The following is a 16,892-nucleotide window of genomic DNA, read 5'->3' on the forward strand; positions in this document are numbered from 1 at the left end:
TTCAAGCCGAGCCCGACTTTGTCACGGTGCAGAACAAACTGAGTATCAATTCTTCGAAAGTCAAGACAAAAGGCGACAAAGTCGGGTTGAATTCGCGTCATCCGGAAGAAAGTAGGACCTGATGCGGATCGCGGTCCGACCCGAAAATGCCCACCAAGTGCGACTATTGCGGCTGCTGCGCGATCACGGCCCGCAGTCGCGGTCGGAACTGGGCCACCCGATGGGGTTGTCCCGGTCCAAGCTCGGGGTGGAACTCGATCGCCTGGCCGAGCTCGGCCTGGTGGAGGCGGGCGGCCTGGCGGCGTCCAGCGGCGGACGCCGCTCGGCCATCGCCCGGCTGGCCTCGGACCTGCGCTTCGCCGCGGTGGACATCGGGGCCACTTCCATTGATGTCGCGGTGACCGATGGCGAGTTACGTGTTCTCGCCCATCTTTCCGAGCCGTGCGATATCCGGCAGGGCCCGGCGGCGGTGCTCGAGCGGGTGCTGGATCTGCTCGGCAAACTCCGCGACGACCATACGATGACCGGGCGACTGCACGGTGCGGGGATCGGCGTGCCCGGCCCGGTGAGCTTCCGCGACGGCATGCCGGTGACGCCGCCGATCATGCCGGGCTGGCACCGCTTCCCGGTGCGTGAGGTGGTCGCGCAGGAACTGGGTTGCCCGGTGCTGGTGGACAACGACGTGAACATCCTGGCGCTCGGCGAAATGCAGGCTGGTTCGGCGCATTCGGTCGACGACTTCCTGCTCGTCAAGGTCGGCACCGGGATCGGCTGCGGGATCGTGGTCGACGGCGGAATCTATCGCGGCGTCTCCGGCAGCGCGGGCGATATCGGCCATATCCGGATCAGCGATAACGGACCGGTCTGTGCCTGCGGCAACAGCGGTTGCCTGGAGGCGTACGCCGGCGGTGCGGCCCTGGCCCGGGAGGCGCTGGCCACGGCCCGCGCTGGGCGATCGGCGTTCCTCGCCGAACGTCTGGCGAGCGCGGGCTCGCTGACCGCAGTGGATCTGGCCGATGCCGCTGCGGTGGGAGATCCGGTGGCGGTGGCCATGATTCGCGAGGCGGGCGCCCATCTCGGCACGGTGCTCGCGGGGCTGGTCAGCTTCTTCAATCCCGGGCTCGTGGTGATCGCCGGGGGTATCGCCGGATTCGGGCATCCACTGCTCGCGGAGATCCGCAGCGTGGTTTACCGCCGGTCGCTGCCGCTGGCCACCGGCAATCTGCCGATCGTACTGTCGGAGCTCGCCGAGTTCGGCGGAGTGATCGGCGCGGCACGACTCATCAGCGATCACGTCTTCAGCGTCGCCTGATCTGCGGCGCCGGATAAGGGGGGCCTGGCCATGGACACCGTGCTGACAATGCGCGGCATCGTCAAAGAATTCCCGGGCGCGCGTGCCCTCGACCACGTCGATCTCGAGGTGCGGGCCGGGGAGGTGCACTGCCTGCTCGGTCAGAACGGCGCGGGTAAATCCACGCTGATCAAGGTCCTGTCCGGCGCGCATCAGCCCGACGACGGTGAACTGCGCTGGCTCGGCGAACCCGTGCGCCTATCCGGTCCCGCCGCCGCCACCCGGCTGGGCATCGCCACGATCTACCAGGAATTGGATCTGTGCGACGGACTGAGCATCGCCGAGAACATCTTCCTCGGCCACGAGCAGGCCCGCGCCGGATTCACCCGCCGAACTCCGGCTGCACGCGCCACGACCCGGCTGCTCGGCCGCCTCGGCCATGCCGAGCTGCGACCGGAGACGGTCGTCGGCACGTTGCCCGCCGCGGCCAAGCAGGTCGTCAGCATCGCACGGGCGCTGTCCTACGACGCACGCCTGATCGTGATGGACGAACCCTCGGCGGCGCTCGGCAATGACGAGGTGGCCAACCTGTTCCGCATCATCGAACAGCTGCGCGCGGAAGGTGTTGCGGTCGTGTACATTTCGCACCGCCTCGATGAGATCCGGACGATCGGCGACCGAATCACTGTGCTCAAGGACGGCCGCACCGTCGCGGCTGGACTGCCCGCCCGAACCACGAGCACCGAGGACGTGGTGTCTCTGATGACCGGGCGCGGCGACCTCCAGGATTCGGTCGCACGGTCCCCGCGCGGAGCAGCGGCCGCGGAGGTGCTGCGGGTGGCGGGACTCGGACTGTCCGGCCGGTTCCACGATGTGTCGTTCGCGGTGTATGCGGGGGAGATCGTTGGCCTGGCCGGCCTGGTCGGGGCGGGCCGTTCGGAAATCCTGGAAACGATCTACGGTGCGCGGCGTCCGTCGGCGGGACAGGTGCTGCTCGATGGCCGCCGGATACGGCCTGGCAACACCACCGCCGCGGTGGCCGCCGGAATAGGACTCGCGCCCGAGGAGCGCAAATCGCAGGCGCTGTTTGTGCTGGAATCGGTGGGCCGCAACATCTCGGCCGCCTCGTTGCCGCGCTACTCGCGATTCGGCTGGTTCGACCGCCGCCGGGAACGTGCCGAGACCGGCGCGTCGCTCGCCCGCGTCGGGATCCGCCCGGCCGATCCCGCGCACCCGGTGCGTGAACTGTCCGGCGGCAATCAGCAGAAGGCGATCCTGGCCCGCTGGCTACTCGACGACTGCACAGTGCTGTTGCTGGACGAACCGACTCGCGGCGTCGATGTCGGCGCGCGTGCAGACGTGTACGCACAGATCCGCCGACTGGCCGATCAGGGTGTCGCGGTGCTGCTGGTTTCGAGTGATCTGCCGGAACTACTCGGGCTGTCCGACCGGGTGCTGATACTGCGCGACGGCGCGATGATCCACGCGGCGCCTGCGGCCGACCTCACCGAACACGACATCATCACCATGATCATGGAAGGGAGCGCCTTGTGAGTGAGGTGCAGACACCGGCAGCGGCCCCGGCCGGTGATCGACCGGCGACGGGCGGCACCGCCGTGAATCACAAGGCTCGCCGCGAGATTCGCAAACACACGACACTGATCATCGCACTGCTGGCATTGCTGCTGGTCGGTGCGCTGACCAAGGGCGCCGATTTCCTCGGCACCGGCAATATCGTCACCATCCTGACGCTGGCATCGGTAATCGGCGTGGTCACGGTCGGGATGACCTTCGTGATCATCGGCGGCGGTATCGACCTGTCGGTTGGTGCGATCATCGCGCTGGCCTCGGTCTGGTGCACCACCACCGCGACCCAGTCCTACGGTGTGATCGGAATGGCGTTCAGCGCGCTGCTGGTCGGCGCCGGTTGCGGACTGTTGAACGGGGCGCTCGTCGCCTACGGCAGACTGGTGCCGTTCATCGTCACGCTGGCGATGATGGTGGCCGCGCGCGGACTGGCCGAACAGATCTCGGGGCGCCAATCCCAGCTCGTCACCACCGATCTGCTCGCCCTGGCCCAGAACCGGGTGTTGGGCATCCCGCTGCTGGTCTACCTGTTCCTGGTGGTCGTGGTAATCGGCTGGATCGTATTGGAGCGCACCACCTTCGGCCGTCGCAGCTTCGCGGTGGGCGGCAATCCAGAGGCGGCCAGGCTGGCGGGCATCGACGTCCGCCGCCACACGCTGCTGCTCTACGCCATATCCGGACTGTGCTGCGGGATAGCCGCGATAATGCTCACCGCCCAGACCACCACCGGCGCCAGCACCAACGGCCAACTCTACGAACTCGACGCCATCGCCGCGGTGGTCATCGGCGGAACGCTGCTCAGCGGCGGATTCGGCACCATCACCGGCTCGATCCTCGGGGTGCTGATCTTCACCGTCATCGAGGACCTGTTCATCCTCAACAATCTCGAACAACCCATCCAGGCGATCGGCAAGGGCGCGATCATCGTTGCGGTCCTGCTGTTCCAGCGTTTCGGCCGCACCCGGGCCGTCCCCACTCTCACCTGATCGCCCTTCACGCACAGCCCTTCACGCACAAAGGAATACGATGAGCACCACCCACTCCCTCCCCCGTCGCGGTGTCCTGCTGACCGCTCTCGCGGCCACTTCGGGCGCCCTCGTGGCGGCCTGCACGTCCAACAACACCTCCTCCAACACCCAGGTCGCGGGCAATACCGGCGATAACGCGACCGCTGGGCAGCAGGTGAAGGTCGGCTTCTCCGCACCCTCTGCCGATCACGGCTGGACCGCGGCGATCACGCGTAATGCCCGGGCCCAAGCCGAGGGGCTCAGCGATGTGACACTCAATGTCACCGAGGGCACCAACGATGTCGCCCGCCAGATCGAGCAGGTGCAGACGCTGATCAATCAGAAGGCCGATGTCCTCGTGGTGCTGCCGTTCGACGGCAACGCCCTCACCGAAATCGCGAAAACTGCTATGGCGGCCGGTATTCCGGTGATCAACCTGGATCGGATATTCGCCTCGCCGCTGGCCTACCGCACCTGGATCGGCGGCGACAACTACGGTATGGGCGTCAACGCGGGCAACTTCATCATCCGCAAGATGCGCGATGCGAAAATCGCCGATCCGGTGATCGTGGAGGTCGCCGGAATCGACAATCTGCAACTCACCCAGGAACGCAGCCGCGGCTTCCAGGATGCGCTCAGCGCCGCCGGATTCCGTATCGCCGCACGACAATCCACGGACTTCACCGCGGCGGGCGGGCAGCAGGTGGCCAGCCAGATGCTGCAGGCGGTGAAGAAGATCGACGCTATGTGGAACCACGACGACGATCAAGGCATCGGCGTGCTCGCCGCGATCCGACAGGCCAACCGAGCGGGCGAATTCGTCGTGGTCGGCGGCGGTGGTTCGGCCCAGGCCATGAAGGAGATCCAGGCCGGGAACTCACCATTGCAGGCGACGGTGCTCTACAGCCCCGCCATGGCCTCTTCGGCGGTCGCGCTGGCCCGGCTGCTCGGCCAACGCAAGTCCCTCGGCGATCTCGCCGAACACGATGTGCCCGCGAAGATTACGACTTTCTCCGCAGTGGTCACCAAGGACAACGTGGACAAGTACCTGGCCAACGGCTACTGACGCCGGACCCGAACGGAGCACGATGACCTCGACAAACCGCCCGGCACTCGGTATCGGCCTGGTCGGTCATGCCTTTATGGGCCGGGCGCACTCCCATGCTTGGCGCAGTGCGGACGCGTTCTTCCACCTGCCGTGGCAGCCGGTTCTCTCGGTGCTCGCGGGCCGCGATACCGAGCGAGCGACGGCCGCCGCCGCCCGGCTCGGCTGGGCGAACGCTGTGGGTGACTGGAAGCACCTGCTCGAGCGAGACGACGTCGACCTCATCGATATCTGCACTCCCGGTGACAGCCACGCCGAAATCGCCATTGCCGCACTGCAAGCGGGCAAACACGTGCTGTGCGAGAAGCCCCTCGCGAATACGGTGGCCGAGGCCGAAGCCATGGCCACCGCGGCCGAGCGAGCCGCCTGCCGCGGGATACGGTCGATGGTCGGCTTCACCTACCGTCGCGTGCCGGCGCTGGCGCTGGCCCGGAACCTGGTGGCGCAGGGGCGGATCGGCGCGATCAGGCATGTGCGCGCGCAGTATCTGCAGGACTGGCTCGTCGATCCGGAGACGCCGCTGAGCTGGCGGCTCGATCGGCGGCGAGCTGGGTCCGGTGCGCTCGGCGATATCGGCGCGCACATCATCGACGCCACCCGGTTCGTGACCGGGGAGGCGCTGACCGGAGTGTCGGCACTGCTGGACACCTTCGTCACCGAACGCCCCCTTCCGGACGGGCCGGGTAATGGACCCGTCACGGTCGACGACGCCGCCTTGTTCCTCGGGCGGCTCTCCGGCGGGGGGCTGGCCTCCTTCGAGGCCAGCCGGGTAGCCGCCGGACGCAAGAACGCATTGCGTCTCGAGCTCAACGGAACTCGCGGCAGCCTGGCCTTCGATCTGGAGGCTATGAACGAGCTGTGGTTCCACGACCACACCGAGGATCCGGCGACCGCCGGATTCCGGCGCATCCTGGTGACCGAACCACAGCACCCGTATGCCGGACACTGGTGGCCGCCCGGTCACGGGCTCGGCTACGACCACTCCTTCACCAATGAGGTCGCCGACCTGGTCATCGCGATCGCGGCGGGCAAGGACCCCGAACCCACCTTCGCCGACGGGCTGGCCGTGCAGCGGGTGCTGGCGGCGGTCGAGGCGAGCGCGGCCGACGCGGGCCGCTGGACCACAACTACAGGAGCACAACCATGAGACCGATCACGCTGTTCACCGGCCAGTGGGCAGACCTTCCCTTCGAGCGGGTGTGTCGACTGGCGGCCGACTGGGGCTACGACGGACTGGAAATCGCTTGTTCGGGCGATCACTTCGAGGTCGATAAGGCAATCGCCGACCCGAATTACGTGACCGCTAAACGCAAGATGCTCCAACAGCACGGACTCCAAGTGTTCGCGCTGTCCAATCACCTTGTCGGCCAGGCAGTCTGCGATCACCCGATCGACGAGCGGCATCGCGCCATCATTCCGGCCCGTATCTGGGGCGACGGCGAACCCGAAGGCGTGCGCCGCCGCGCCGCGGTGGAGATGGCCGATACCGCCCGGGCGGCAGCCGAACTCGGCGTTTCTACGGTCGTCGGATTCACCGGATCGAGTATCTGGCATACCGTCGCGATGTTCCCACCGGTGCCGCCGGAGACCATCGAACGTGGCTACCAGGATTTCGCGGATCGGTGGAATCCGATCCTCGATGTGTTCGACACCGAAGGAGTCCGCTTCGCCCACGAAGTCCATCCGAGCGAAATCGCCTACGACTACTGGACCACAACGCGCGCCCTAGCCGCAGTCGACCATCGCCCGGCATTCGGATTGAACTGGGACCCTTCCCATTTCATCTGGCAAGACCTCGACCCGGTTACCTTCATCCTGGACTTCGCCGACCGTATCTATCACGTCGACTGCAAAGACACCAAGGTCCGCTGCGGCGACGGCCGCCGCGGCCGCCTGTCCTCGCATCTGCCCTGGGCCGACCTGCGCCGCGGCTGGGACTTCGTCTCTACCGGCCGCGGTGACGTGCCGTGGGAGGACTGTTTCCGCGCCCTCAACGCCATCGGCTACGACGGACCGATCTCGGTCGAGTGGGAAGACGCCGGGATGGACCGGCTCGCGGGCGCGCCCGAAGCGCTGGCCTTCGTGCGCGGCTACAACGCCATTACGCCACCGGCCACCGCGTTCGACGCAGCATTCGGCGACCATCGGTAAGCACAAGAATCACCGGCACACCCACGAGGCAGGATGACGCCGGTCTGCAGGCGGCGGCCGGAGCAGGTCAACGCGCCCAGCGGCCCGGCGGTGGATCTTGTGCAGTGAAGCGCGACAGTTGTATTTCGTTGTGCTGCAGTCTGGTTGAATTGCTATGCTCGATGATTTTGTGCCACAGGATATTTCGTCGTGGCGTGCAAGTTTGGATGATATGTTCGCCCGGATCGCGGGGATGTTCGGGCAGGCGGAGCCGTGGCGGTGGGCGTGGGCGTATGTGACGGGGTTGCTGGCGCCGGTGGAGCGGAAGAATTCCTGGCAGCTGTCGGAGGCGGCGGGTGCGGTGAGTGACGACACCATTCCACTCGACCTCATCGATCCACCTCAACCGGGCGCAGAACCGATCCCTTGTGGGTTGATCGCCCACGGCTGTGGGTTCGTTCGGGAACCAGGGATGCGGACGGTGTCGCGTGCACCTGCGACTGCACCGAACACTGTTACAAGTTGGCGCGGAGCAGGATACGAGCAGCCATGGGGGAGCAAGATGATCGAAAACACGGACGAACTAGCGGCGCGGGTCAAGCGGATCAACGAGGCGACAGAGCGGGTGCGCGGACGACCGCAATCCCTCGACGGCACCGTCTATATCGAGACCGACGCCCGCGAGGCGATCACCGATCTCCGGCTGTCGTCCTATGCGCAGGAATATGATCCGGATCGGCTGGCCACGCTTATCGCCGATCGGCATCGTGTCGCACACGCGAATGCCGAGGCCGAAGCCGAAGCCGAGCGGGTCTTCACGGAGTTGTCATCGGAGTACCAACCGTCGACGTTCGCCCCGGCGAGCCGACACGATGAGCGCGGTCCCGGTCACGGCCGTTCGGCGACCACGGATATGTGATCTGAGATCAGGGAATGTTCAATATTGACCCAGGGCGAGTCCGGGAACTCGCCAGTCAGGTGCGCGGACATGCGGAGACGGTCGACGGCAAGGCGCCAATGGCCGTCCCCGCCCGTGACGAATCCCGTAAGGGAGCGGACGAGTCACTGGCACTTACCCGGGCACAGGAGACTTTGCAGGCACTCGACGGACTGCTGAAGTTCCATGCCGATCGGTTTACCGGCGTCGCGGACATCTTGGACAAAGCGGTGACCGATTTCGAGAACCAGGACCAGATGCGAGCCGCCCGGTTCACGCAAGAAGGTCCGCGATGAGCGAGGCGAAAGAGCTGCTGATCCCGGAGGTGCTGCAGTGGAATCTGAGTCCCGCAAGGGAGCTGGCTTCGATTCTTTCCCGGGCCGCAGGAGAAATCGAAACGGAAGTCGAGGCAGTTGCTCGTCGCGCTGATTCGCCAGTTGCGTTGTCGAAATACGGTTGCGAGTCACCGACCGTCGTCGACCTGGCGCCGCTGCAGATTTACGCCCAGCTGCTCGATGAGGGTGTCTACCTGTGTTCGGTGTCCACGATGTATCGGGTGCTGCGAGAAAACCGGCAAGTCGGCGAACGCCGACGACTGGCGCGACACCCTGCGAAGGTGTGTCCGGAGCTGGTCGCCACCGCGCCCCGGCAGGTGTATTCGTGGGACATCACCAAGCTCGCCGGCCCGATCAAAGGCCAATATTTCGATGCCTACGTGATGATCGACATCTACTCCCGCTACATCGTCGGTGTCCATGTCCATACTCACGAATCCGGTGTTCTGGCAACGGAATTGATGAAGGAGATCTTCGGTGTCCACGCCCGTCCCGCAGGTCGTGCACGCCGACCGCGGCACCTCGATGACATCCAAGACCGTCGCAGCGCTGCTCGCAGACCTCGAGGTCACCCGGTCGCATTCCCGGCCGCGGGTGTCAAACGACAACCCCTTTTCCGAGGCGCTGTTCAAAACCTTGAAATACGGGCCGGAATTCCCTGAACGCTTCGGAACACTCACCGAGGCAAGACAATTCATGGATTCATTCGCCCAGTGGTACAACCACGAACACCGCCACACCGGCATCGGCTTACACACACCCGCCGATGTCCACTACGGGCTGGCCACCGGCAAAGCAGCCGACCGGCGCACCGTGCTCGACGCGGCCCGCGCCCGACACCCGCACCGCTTCGCCACCACAACACCGCCGAAGATCCTCGACCTGCCCCACACCGTCTGGATCAACCGACCCGCCGACGACAACACCCAGGAGACCGATACCTCAGCCGCATAACACACCCAGCGGTCTCATTCGGCTTGACAAATTCCGGTCGGACGAGGACACCAACCAGATTGTCGATTTGCTGACCAAGATCCAAGCCGGTCGACGCCTGATCCCTCAGCAGACGTATCGCGAGTTCCGTTTCGCGCAGGAGGTCGAGGGCTGAACCGGCTGGCTCACAACACCTTTCTCAGACGTCAGCAGGAGGCGGCCGATCAGGGATCCGGGCGGGGGCGGCGCGGTATCGGTAAACCGATCGTTTCTCAACACCTTCGGTTGGGCCGCCAACCAGCCAACAGGCTCAGTGTTGAAAGACGTTCGAGCGGCGTACGGTCGAGTGTGTGAACAGTGGCGCCGTACCGGCGGTAGCTGTAGAGGGCTCGGACCTGTGGGCGCGGGCGTTCTCGGCCCTGTATGACCCGCTCCTGTGGGTGGGCGAGAAGGCGGGCATGGGCGTTCGTCGACGGGATTTGCTCGGCCGTGCGAGGGGACGGACGGTCGAGCTAGGCAGCGGTACTGGTCTGAACCTGCGGTACTACCCTGACGACCTCGACGAGCTGATCCTGACCGAACCCGAGGCCGCAATGCGTGCGCGGTTGGCGCGGAGGCTGCATCGCAGTCGACTTCGGGCGCGTGTGCTCGACGCATCAGCGGAACAGCTGCCATTCGCGGATGAAACCGTGGACACGGTCGTCTCAACGCTCGTGTTGTGCACCGTCGACGCAGCCGATCCGGTGTTGCGGGAGATTGGGCGCGTGCTACGCCCCCGAGGCCAGCTGCTGTTCCTCGAGCATGTCCGTTCCCAGTCGCCGCGACTTGCCTATTGGCAGGATCGCCTCGCCGGCCCGTGGCGCCGGTTCGCGGAGGGCTGCCACTGCAACCGTGCCACCCTCGAGCTGATCCGGACCTGCGGGCTGGAGCTTGGAGACGTACAGGAAGCCTCGTGGCGGGGAATGCCCCCGATTGTTCGACCGCTGATCACGGGCGTGGCCACCAAAAGCGATGGCTGACACTCTCAAGTGGCCCTGAGCTCGTATCACGCTGCAATCTCGCAGACAGGTCTCGAGATCGCTGGAGCCTTCGGTGACATCGATCAGGTCCATCCGGTCGATGACCTGATAGGCGCAGCGGATGATGTCCGCCGCGTGGGCCTCGCGGCTCTTGCTCTGCTGACGCAGCGATCGGATCAGCGTGTCCGCGGCCCGGGCGACCGCGCCGGCGTCGACACCCTCGACAGCGGCGGCGTAATCGGCCCGGCACTGCTCGACCGTCTTGGGCTTGGCCTGTTCGGCGGCCCGTAGCCACGCCCGCGTGTATTCGCGCTGGGCGTATGCGAGTACGTCGGGTGGAACCGCGATGCCTTGCTGGCGCAGCCACGCCACCAGCGCCGCGCACACCTGGTGCCAGTCCTTGAAGTGGCTGCGGGTCACCGTTGTCACCGATCGACGTGCCGTTAAGGATCGTGTCACCCGGTACATGAAGACCGATGCGATGTCACCGGTGGGCATCGGGGTCCCCCGGACGAAGCGGCAATGCCCCGGGCGACCGTGACCTCAGCGTCCGATAGCCGAACCTCCAACGGACACGCGGGAGGACCTTCGTCTGGATGTGCCGACCAGACGAGATGCCGTCTCATTTAGGGTGTCCGCTGATCTGTCCGCTGAGGGGAGGTCTACCGTACGCTTCCCGTGTGACCGCAACCCTCATCGGCTACGCTCGCTGCTCCACCGACGAGCAGGACCTTACTGCCCAGCGGCAGATCCTGTGTGGCCTCGGCGTCGCCGAAGACCGGATCTACCTCGACCACGGCCTGACCGGCACCCGCCGCGCCCGGCCAGGTCTCGACCAAGCTCTCGCGGCCGTCCGCGCCGGCGACACCTTGGTCGTCCCCAAACTCGACCGGCTCGCCCGCTCGGTGCCCGACGCCCGCGAGATCGGTGACTCCCTGGTCGCACGCGGTGTGAAGCTGTCGTTGGGCGGCACCATCTACGATCCGGCCGACCCGATGGGCAAGATGTTCTTCAACATCCTGGCCACCTTCGCCGAATTCGAGGTCGACCTGCTGCGGATGAGGACACGCGAGGGGATGGCCGTCGCGAAGGCCAAGGGCAAGCTGAAAGGCAAGCAGCCCAAGCTGTCCGTCCGCCAGCAGTCCCACTTGCTGCAGCAGCACCAGTCCGGCGAGCACACCATCGCCGACCTCGCCGAACTCTTCTCCGTCAGCCGGGCGACGGTCTACCGGGTCCTGGAACGCCAGAAGACCACTGTGTCCTCATCGACTCGGGCAGGGCAATGACGTGCTGCCCTACATCTACCAGGTCACCAAGTACGACCCCGCTGACCGCGACGAGCACGGCAGATATACCGGCGCCGAGGAATCGGTCAGCGACCACGGGCCGGTCGAAGCCGCCTACCTGCGGGCGGTGGCCGCCTTCGCCGAAAACACCGGCGTCCACCAGCTGACTATACGAGAACCGCAGGTCACCGGCCTCGTCCACTTCGGCCTGGAACCGGCGGTCGAGGGCCACGGTCTGGCCGGGCTCTTCCCGCCCGACCTCACCGGTTTCCACGACGGCGCGCAGGTGCCGGTGGCCGTCGGCCTGGAACTGGTTCGAGCAATGCTTAGCGACAACGGCGCCTGGTGCCGCCTGGAGGTGGATGACGTGTTCGCCGTGCACGTCGGGTGGGACCAGTACGTCTACGTCGGCACCAGCGAGCCCTGTGAAAGCGCGTTGTCCCGCACCCGCGCATTGGGACTGTTTCCCGAACGGCTCAAGACATCCCCCTACGATGCGGTTTTCGACGACGAGCCCGGCGAACAGCGACCCGCCGACGACATCTTCTGGGCCCGGCTGCGCTGGTGCATCGCCACACACCAAGCTGCCATCGTGGAAGAGGGCTACATTCACAACGCGTCCCGCTGGCACAGCCTCACCGTCGACACTGTCGGCGCAGTACGCGCCAAACTCACCCCTCGTGCTCTACTCACCGTCTGGCCAGACCTGTCCACCGACGTCGACGAGATCCTTGCTGCTCTCCCCGACGAAGGCCTGATCGAACTCGTCTGGGAGGACGAACACGGACAGATCACCAGCACCATTGCCGACGAGACCCAGTTCACCGAACTGGCAGCGCAGGTCACCGGCGCACGTGCCGCAACCGTGCTTTCCCTAGACGTCGACGAACGCCACCCCCTGTTCACCGCCGTGCTGCCCGACAGCGACGGCATCCTGCGGGCCCGGTGGAGGACCGAACCGACCCCGAGCGACCACGACTGGGCGTTCTTGAAGACCCTGCACCGAGGCCAGATCTGCAACGGCACCGTCAGCAAGATCGCTGGCTTCGGGGTGACGTTCGTCGACATCGGCGGCTTCACCGCGATGATCAACATTCCGGAACTGTCCTGGCGACCCGTCAACCACCCCTCCGAGATCCTCACCGTCGGCCAGGAGATCACTGCACAGATCCTCGACGTCGACATGGTGAGCGAACGTGTGACTCTGTCGCTCAAGGCGCTGCAAGAGGATCCAATGCTGCAGATCGTGCAGCAGGTCGGCCAGATCGTCCGCGGCCGCGTCACCAAGCTCATGCCGTTCGGCGCATTCGTCCGTATCGAGGACCGCCGAGACGGCTTCGAAGGGCTGGTGCACAACTCCGAACTGGCCGCAGGACACGTGGACAAGCCCGAAGACGTCGTCCAGGTCGGCAACGATCTCCACGTGAAAGTCATCGACGTCGACCCAAAACGCCGCCGGATCACCCTGTCACGCAAACAGGCCATTGCAGCCAGCTGACGAAAGCAACCTCCACTTCTGCCAGGCCAACCAATACGCCGGGACCCTCCCTCAGCCAACTGACGCGACGGGCGGATCCGCCAGGTCGGGCCGGTGCTCGATGACCCTGCCAGCAAAGGCATCGCAGGTCCTGGATCATAAGGGTGTTGATGTACACCAGCGCCGCCTGGGTGATCCGCAGGCACAGCACGCTGAGTTCCTGCTCGTCGCGGCTGTTGTTCGCGAGTTCGCCGGTCTTGCCGTAGAACAGCACGCTGCCCCGGTGTCCGTCCCAACGTCACCCGGTCATTCAACTCGAGCCCCACCCAGCCGGTCAACGCCAGACGAAAAACACCAGCCACCTAGTGTTGCAGCGGCCCAGCCGACGCCACGGCAGCCGTCACGACGACCAGCCGCCCGCTGTAGCCCACGTCAATATCAGGAGTATGAGCAGCATCGAGGCCGCCACCCACCCCGGCCTGGAGGTCCTGTCCATCGGTGTGTGGGACGACGAGCCGCTCAGCCTTGCCCCTGTCACCGGGCTGCCGCGTCTGCGGACGCTCACCGCTTACCCCGGTACGCTCGCCGACCCGCTCGAGATCGCCGAGTTGACCGGCCTGGAGTTTCTTGAGCTCGGGCCACAGGAATGGCGCGTCCTCCTCGACGCCGGAGCCGTCCCGCGCAGCCTGTCGGCTGCGGCTATCACGGTGCACGGCAACCAGGACACTTTGCCTATTGTTGCCATCGCCAATGAACTCCTAGCCCTTTGGAACCGGCCCCGGATCATCCGGACCGTCATCGAAGGCGACCTCGGCCCCGTGGCGTAACCAGCGGGCAAACGACGGGTCGTGACCAACGATCTTGCGAAAACTGGCGATAAGGCTTTCAACGAAAGGCCGACGAATATAGCCGCCCCGGTTTGTCTCGAATCCCCTGCGTGATCCCGCTCTTCCCGGGGTTCCACAGTTGAGTTGATGGTCTAGTCGGTGTTTTGGTGGTTTGACCTGCGGGTATGGTGATGGGCCTGGTGACGGGTGTGTCACTAGGCGCTCGGATCGTGGCTGGTCAGGCTGGTGGTGTCAGATCGAGGATCTTCTTGGGTTGGTCGACGGCGAGGGCGGTGAACAGGTCGCGTTGGGGCTTGGACAGTTCGGTGGTCTGCCGGAAGGTGCCGGCGGGGCCGGTGAAGGTGACGGCTTGGACGCGTTGTAGTTCGGTGCGGATGCGGTTCCAGGTGTGTCGGGTGCGGTTCTCGGCGACGCGGATGAGTAACAGCGCCAGCCAACACAGCAGCACGTGTGCGCGGATTCGGTCCTCGCGGCGGTGGTAGACCGGACGCAGGTCGATGACCTGTTTCATGTCTCGCCAGCCGCGTTCGACCTCGAGGAGTTGCTTGTAGCCCAGTGCGATGTCCTCGGCCGACAGGTGTGGGTCGCTGCAGCGCAGCAGGTACTTGCCGTCGAGGTTTTCCTCCTCGGCGATCTTGGTCTTGTTCACGCGCAGCAGCCCGCTGCCGGTAACGCGCAGGAATCGTTTGAGACCGGGCTTGGCCGACAGTTGGCCTTCGAGCTTGGCGCGTTCGGTGGCCGGGAGTTCGTCGGTGTCGGCGATGATCTGTTCCAGCTGGGTGATCAGGCGGGTGCGGATCGCGGCATCACGGTCGGCTTGATCGGGGTTGTAGCACAGCACGAACCGGTCGTCGCTGCCGATGCGGACTTCCTTGACCTGCAGGTTGTCTCGCACCGTCTTGTAGCGTCCCTGCCGCGACAGGGCGGCTTGCACCTCGGCCGAGCCCGAGCGCAGCTTCTCACCGATGATGTAGCCCCCGCCGCCGCGCATCAACTCGCGCCGATTGCCGGTCGAGGTGAATCCGCGGTCGCACACCCACACCACCCGCGACAGCGTCCAGGACCGGATGTCGTTGCGGACCTGGGTGATCAGGGTGGTGTCGGTGGTGTTGCCCGGCCACGACCATACCCGCACCGGGATACCGTCGCGGGTGACCGCCAGCCCGACCACCACCTGCGGCAGGTCGTCGCGGGAGTCTTTGGACTTGCCGTAGGCACGGAACCCGCTGTGACGCACCGCGTTCTGCTCGTCGGTGACCTCGCCGCGCGCGTCGCGCGGGTCCGGCATGTCGGCGTCCTCGGTCTCGAAATACGTTGAGGTGGTGTCGAAGAAAAGCAAATCCACTTCAAGGTTGAGCAGATCGGCGACCCGGAAGTAGATCGACTCGGCCAGCACGGGCTCGATTTCCAGCAGCCAATCCATCGCCCGATAGCAGGTCTCGTCGATCACCTCGGTGAGCCCGTCGATGTGCACGTCGGCGGCGACCCATTCGGTCGCGGCGAGCTTGCTGGAGGCGGCCAGGGCGCGGTTGGCGGTCAGAGCGAACAGCACCCGCTCCACCCGCGGATCGATCCGACGCCCTTGAAGGGCTTGCCGCATCGCGGCATCGATGCCCAACTGCCGCCACAACCCGTCAAGCACATGCGTGCCGCCCAACGGGCGAGCCTCGGTGAACGCCAGCCCTCCCCGGTCGGCGGCCGACACGGCCGCCGACGGGTCCAGCAGCCGCGACAACGACCCGATCAGCCGCTCGATCCCGGCCCGATCCAGCTGATCCTCACGCCCGAACGAGTACAGCACCTTCGTCCGCGACGTCCCCGCCACCGAGTCCCACTCGTTGTGGGCAAGCTGCAGATACCGGACCACCCGGCCGTCCTTGTTTCTACGGGTCGAGGCCTTCACGAACACGACCGCACCCTAGCGCCTACCAGGGAAGAATGTCATATACGCATGACAAAGATCACTTCATCACTAATTCGTGTCACTAGCAGATTTCTGATCTTCCACCAGACCGCAACACCCTGAACAGCGCCGACGGTCGAACCTGCTACCCAGAACCGCCATCAACTGTGGAACCCCGGTCTTCAGCCGCGAGACATCCTCAAGCTGATTCCGAGGTCAGGTGCCGGTAGATCGTGGCGCGTGAGATGCGGAGTGCCTTGGCGATCTGGGTGGGGGTTTGCCCTTTGGCGTGGCGGGCTTGTGTGGCTGCGAGTGTGTCGGCGTCCATGACGGTGGGCCGCCCGCCGAGGCGGGCCCTTGGCGCGGGCGGCTTGCAGGCCGGCCGATGATCGGCAATCCGAACCAGCAGACCCTCGCGCGGTGGAGCCGCCACTGGGGTTCAGGTTTGGAGGATGGGGGCCAACGCCTCGATAAGCCGGTCAGCGTATGCCGGGTCGATTCGTGCACCGCTGACGAGGAGCCGGTAGTAGAGGGCCCCGTAGATCAGGTCGATGATGACGTCGGTGTCGAGGTCGGCGGGGAGGTGGCCGTTGCCGATCCCGGTGGAGATGAGTCGGCTCACCTCGGCTCGTCGGCTGTCGACGAACCGTTCGCGTAGCGCGGCAGCGAGTTCGGGATCGTGCTGAGCCGCCGCGACGAGGGCGACGAACGGACGGCGGGCGTCCGGGGTGTTCATCAACTGCGCCACGCGCCGGACTTGAGTCCGCAGCCGGGTCAGGGCGTCACCGTCAGCCGGAGCCTCCATCCGGTCGGCGAAGGCGTCGGTGAAGGCATCCATCAACACCGCCGCCTTGGTCGGCCACCACCGGTAGATGGTGTTCTTGCTGACCCCGGCACGCGCAGCGATGTCGTCCACGCTCAATCCGGGCAGCCCGCGGTCGGTCAGCAGTTCCCGTGCCGCGGTGAGCACCGCTCGGCGCGATCGCTCGCTGCGCGGCCGTCCCGGCCCGCGCGCATCATTCGGCTTCGACATG

At 65.8% G+C, this 16,892-nt stretch carries 17 protein-coding genes and 2 pseudogenes; 15 read left to right on the forward strand and 4 right to left on the reverse strand.

Going from position 1 to position 16,892, the window contains the following annotated elements:
• The first annotated feature begins 121 nt into the window (after positions 1 to 121).
• The 14 genes and pseudogenes from ACV7NQ_RS05410 (at position 122) to ACV7NQ_RS05475 (ending at position 13,128) form a co-directional block, all read left to right on the forward strand.
• On the forward strand, positions 122 to 1,312 hold the full coding sequence (locus ACV7NQ_RS05410) for an ROK family transcriptional regulator (protein ID WP_463358598.1): 1,191 nt from the start codon (positions 122 to 124) through the stop codon (positions 1,310 to 1,312).
• 30 nt (positions 1,313 to 1,342) lie between these two features.
• A complete protein-coding gene (locus ACV7NQ_RS05415; protein ID WP_463358599.1) occupies positions 1,343 to 2,845 on the forward strand; it encodes a sugar ABC transporter ATP-binding protein in 1,503 nt (500 codons plus the stop codon).
• Positions 2,842 to 3,864: an ABC transporter permease gene (locus ACV7NQ_RS05420; protein ID WP_463358600.1), complete on the forward strand. Its 1,023-nt coding sequence runs from the start codon at positions 2,842 to 2,844 to the stop codon at positions 3,862 to 3,864. The genes ACV7NQ_RS05415 and ACV7NQ_RS05420 overlap by 4 nt, the downstream gene beginning before the upstream one ends.
• 40 nt (positions 3,865 to 3,904) lie before the next feature.
• Positions 3,905 to 4,951, forward strand: a complete 1,047-nt coding sequence (locus tag ACV7NQ_RS05425; RefSeq protein WP_463358601.1) for a substrate-binding domain-containing protein — start codon at positions 3,905 to 3,907, stop codon at positions 4,949 to 4,951.
• Between the two features lie 22 nt (positions 4,952 to 4,973).
• Positions 4,974 to 6,137: a Gfo/Idh/MocA family protein gene (locus tag ACV7NQ_RS05430; RefSeq protein ID WP_463358602.1), complete on the forward strand. Its 1,164-nt coding sequence runs from the start codon at positions 4,974 to 4,976 to the stop codon at positions 6,135 to 6,137.
• Positions 6,134 to 7,141, forward strand: a complete 1,008-nt coding sequence (locus ACV7NQ_RS05435; protein WP_463358603.1) for a sugar phosphate isomerase/epimerase family protein — start codon at positions 6,134 to 6,136, stop codon at positions 7,139 to 7,141. Before ACV7NQ_RS05430 ends, ACV7NQ_RS05435 begins: the two co-directional genes overlap by 4 nt.
• A 211-nt stretch (positions 7,142 to 7,352) precedes the next feature.
• Positions 7,353 to 7,499, forward strand: a pseudogene (locus tag ACV7NQ_RS05440) (IS701 family transposase); the annotation flags it as partial.
• A 183-nt stretch (positions 7,500 to 7,682) separates the two neighbouring features.
• Positions 7,683 to 8,039 (forward strand): hypothetical protein, encoded by a 357-nt coding sequence (locus ACV7NQ_RS05445; protein WP_463366095.1) that lies wholly within the window; start codon positions 7,683 to 7,685, stop codon positions 8,037 to 8,039.
• Positions 8,040 to 8,053: 14 nt separating this feature from the next.
• Positions 8,054 to 8,353 carry a hypothetical protein gene (locus ACV7NQ_RS05450; RefSeq protein ID WP_463358604.1) on the forward strand — a complete coding sequence of 100 codons (300 nt, stop codon included), beginning with the start codon at positions 8,054 to 8,056 and terminating at the stop codon, positions 8,351 to 8,353.
• A gap of 167 nt (positions 8,354 to 8,520) precedes the next feature.
• A pseudogene (locus ACV7NQ_RS05455) lies at positions 8,521 to 9,346 on the forward strand (transposase); the annotation flags it as partial.
• Positions 9,347 to 9,783: 437 nt separating this feature from the next.
• Entirely contained in the window at positions 9,784 to 10,344 is a 561-nt protein-coding gene (locus tag ACV7NQ_RS05460) for a class I SAM-dependent methyltransferase (protein ID WP_463365551.1), read from the forward strand.
• Between the two features lie 135 nt (positions 10,345 to 10,479).
• On the forward strand, positions 10,480 to 10,635 hold the full coding sequence (locus ACV7NQ_RS05465) for a hypothetical protein (RefSeq protein WP_463358605.1): 156 nt from the start codon (positions 10,480 to 10,482) through the stop codon (positions 10,633 to 10,635).
• A 389-nt stretch (positions 10,636 to 11,024) separates the two neighbouring features.
• The gene (locus ACV7NQ_RS05470) at positions 11,025 to 11,630 is read left to right on the forward strand and encodes a recombinase family protein (protein WP_463358606.1); all 606 of its coding nucleotides are present in this window, start codon (positions 11,025 to 11,027) and stop codon (positions 11,628 to 11,630) included.
• A gap of 1 nt (position 11,631) precedes the next feature.
• Entirely contained in the window at positions 11,632 to 13,128 is a 1,497-nt protein-coding gene (locus tag ACV7NQ_RS05475) for a S1 RNA-binding domain-containing protein (protein ID WP_463358607.1), read from the forward strand.
• Here the strand turns inward: ACV7NQ_RS05475 and ACV7NQ_RS05480 are convergent.
• Complete coding sequence (locus ACV7NQ_RS05480) at positions 13,091 to 13,381, reverse strand: Tn3 family transposase (protein WP_463358608.1); 291 nt, start codon at positions 13,379 to 13,381, stop codon at positions 13,091 to 13,093. The genes ACV7NQ_RS05475 and ACV7NQ_RS05480 overlap by 38 nt on opposite strands.
• Positions 13,382 to 13,553: 172 nt before the next feature.
• Here ACV7NQ_RS05480 and ACV7NQ_RS05485 point away from each other — a divergent pair, with 172 nt between their 5' ends.
• Entirely contained in the window at positions 13,554 to 13,934 is a 381-nt protein-coding gene (locus ACV7NQ_RS05485; protein WP_463358609.1) for a hypothetical protein, read from the forward strand.
• A gap of 238 nt (positions 13,935 to 14,172) precedes the next feature.
• On the opposite strand, the gene ACV7NQ_RS05490 is transcribed toward ACV7NQ_RS05485, so the two are convergent.
• The 3 genes from ACV7NQ_RS05490 to ACV7NQ_RS05500 all read right to left on the reverse strand — a co-directional run bounded on the left by ACV7NQ_RS05490 (position 14,173) and on the right by ACV7NQ_RS05500 (position 16,891).
• The gene (locus tag ACV7NQ_RS05490) at positions 14,173 to 15,864 is read right to left on the reverse strand and encodes an IS1634 family transposase (RefSeq protein ID WP_463357866.1); all 1,692 of its coding nucleotides are present in this window, start codon (positions 15,862 to 15,864) and stop codon (positions 14,173 to 14,175) included.
• A 193-nt stretch (positions 15,865 to 16,057) separates the two neighbouring features.
• Positions 16,058 to 16,291 carry a helix-turn-helix domain-containing protein gene (locus ACV7NQ_RS05495; RefSeq protein WP_463358610.1) on the reverse strand — a complete coding sequence of 78 codons (234 nt, stop codon included), beginning with the start codon at positions 16,289 to 16,291 and terminating at the stop codon, positions 16,058 to 16,060.
• 6 nt (positions 16,292 to 16,297) lie between these two features.
• On the reverse strand, positions 16,298 to 16,891 hold the full coding sequence (locus ACV7NQ_RS05500; RefSeq protein WP_463358611.1) for a TetR/AcrR family transcriptional regulator: 594 nt from the start codon (positions 16,889 to 16,891) through the stop codon (positions 16,298 to 16,300).
• Position 16,892 lies beyond the last annotated feature (1 nt).

It is taken from the genome of Nocardia sp. Tas62D01 (assembly GCF_055232035.1).

Excerpts from the sequence above, each read along its gene's own strand:
- ACV7NQ_RS05460 (WP_463365551.1), top strand. The coding sequence starts at position 9,784 with ATGGGCGTTCGTCGACGGGATTTGCTCGGCCGTGCGAGGGGACGGACG.
- ACV7NQ_RS05430 (WP_463358602.1), top strand. The coding sequence starts at position 4,974 with ATGACCTCGACAAACCGCCCGGCACTCGGTATCGGCCTGGTCGGTCAT.
- ACV7NQ_RS05435 (WP_463358603.1), top strand. The coding sequence starts at position 6,134 with ATGAGACCGATCACGCTGTTCACCGGCCAGTGGGCAGACCTTCCCTTC.
- ACV7NQ_RS05425 (WP_463358601.1), top strand. The coding sequence starts at position 3,905 with ATGAGCACCACCCACTCCCTCCCCCGTCGCGGTGTCCTGCTGACCGCT.
- ACV7NQ_RS05415 (WP_463358599.1), top strand. The coding sequence starts at position 1,343 with ATGGACACCGTGCTGACAATGCGCGGCATCGTCAAAGAATTCCCGGGC.
- ACV7NQ_RS05450 (WP_463358604.1), top strand. The coding sequence starts at position 8,054 with ATGTTCAATATTGACCCAGGGCGAGTCCGGGAACTCGCCAGTCAGGTG.
- ACV7NQ_RS05500 (WP_463358611.1), bottom strand. The coding sequence starts at position 16,891 with ATGTCGAAGCCGAATGATGCGCGCGGGCCGGGACGGCCGCGCAGCGAG.
- ACV7NQ_RS05445 (WP_463366095.1), top strand. The coding sequence starts at position 7,683 with ATGATCGAAAACACGGACGAACTAGCGGCGCGGGTCAAGCGGATCAAC.
- ACV7NQ_RS05485 (WP_463358609.1), top strand. The coding sequence starts at position 13,554 with ATGAGCAGCATCGAGGCCGCCACCCACCCCGGCCTGGAGGTCCTGTCC.
- ACV7NQ_RS05410 (WP_463358598.1), top strand. The coding sequence starts at position 122 with ATGCGGATCGCGGTCCGACCCGAAAATGCCCACCAAGTGCGACTATTG.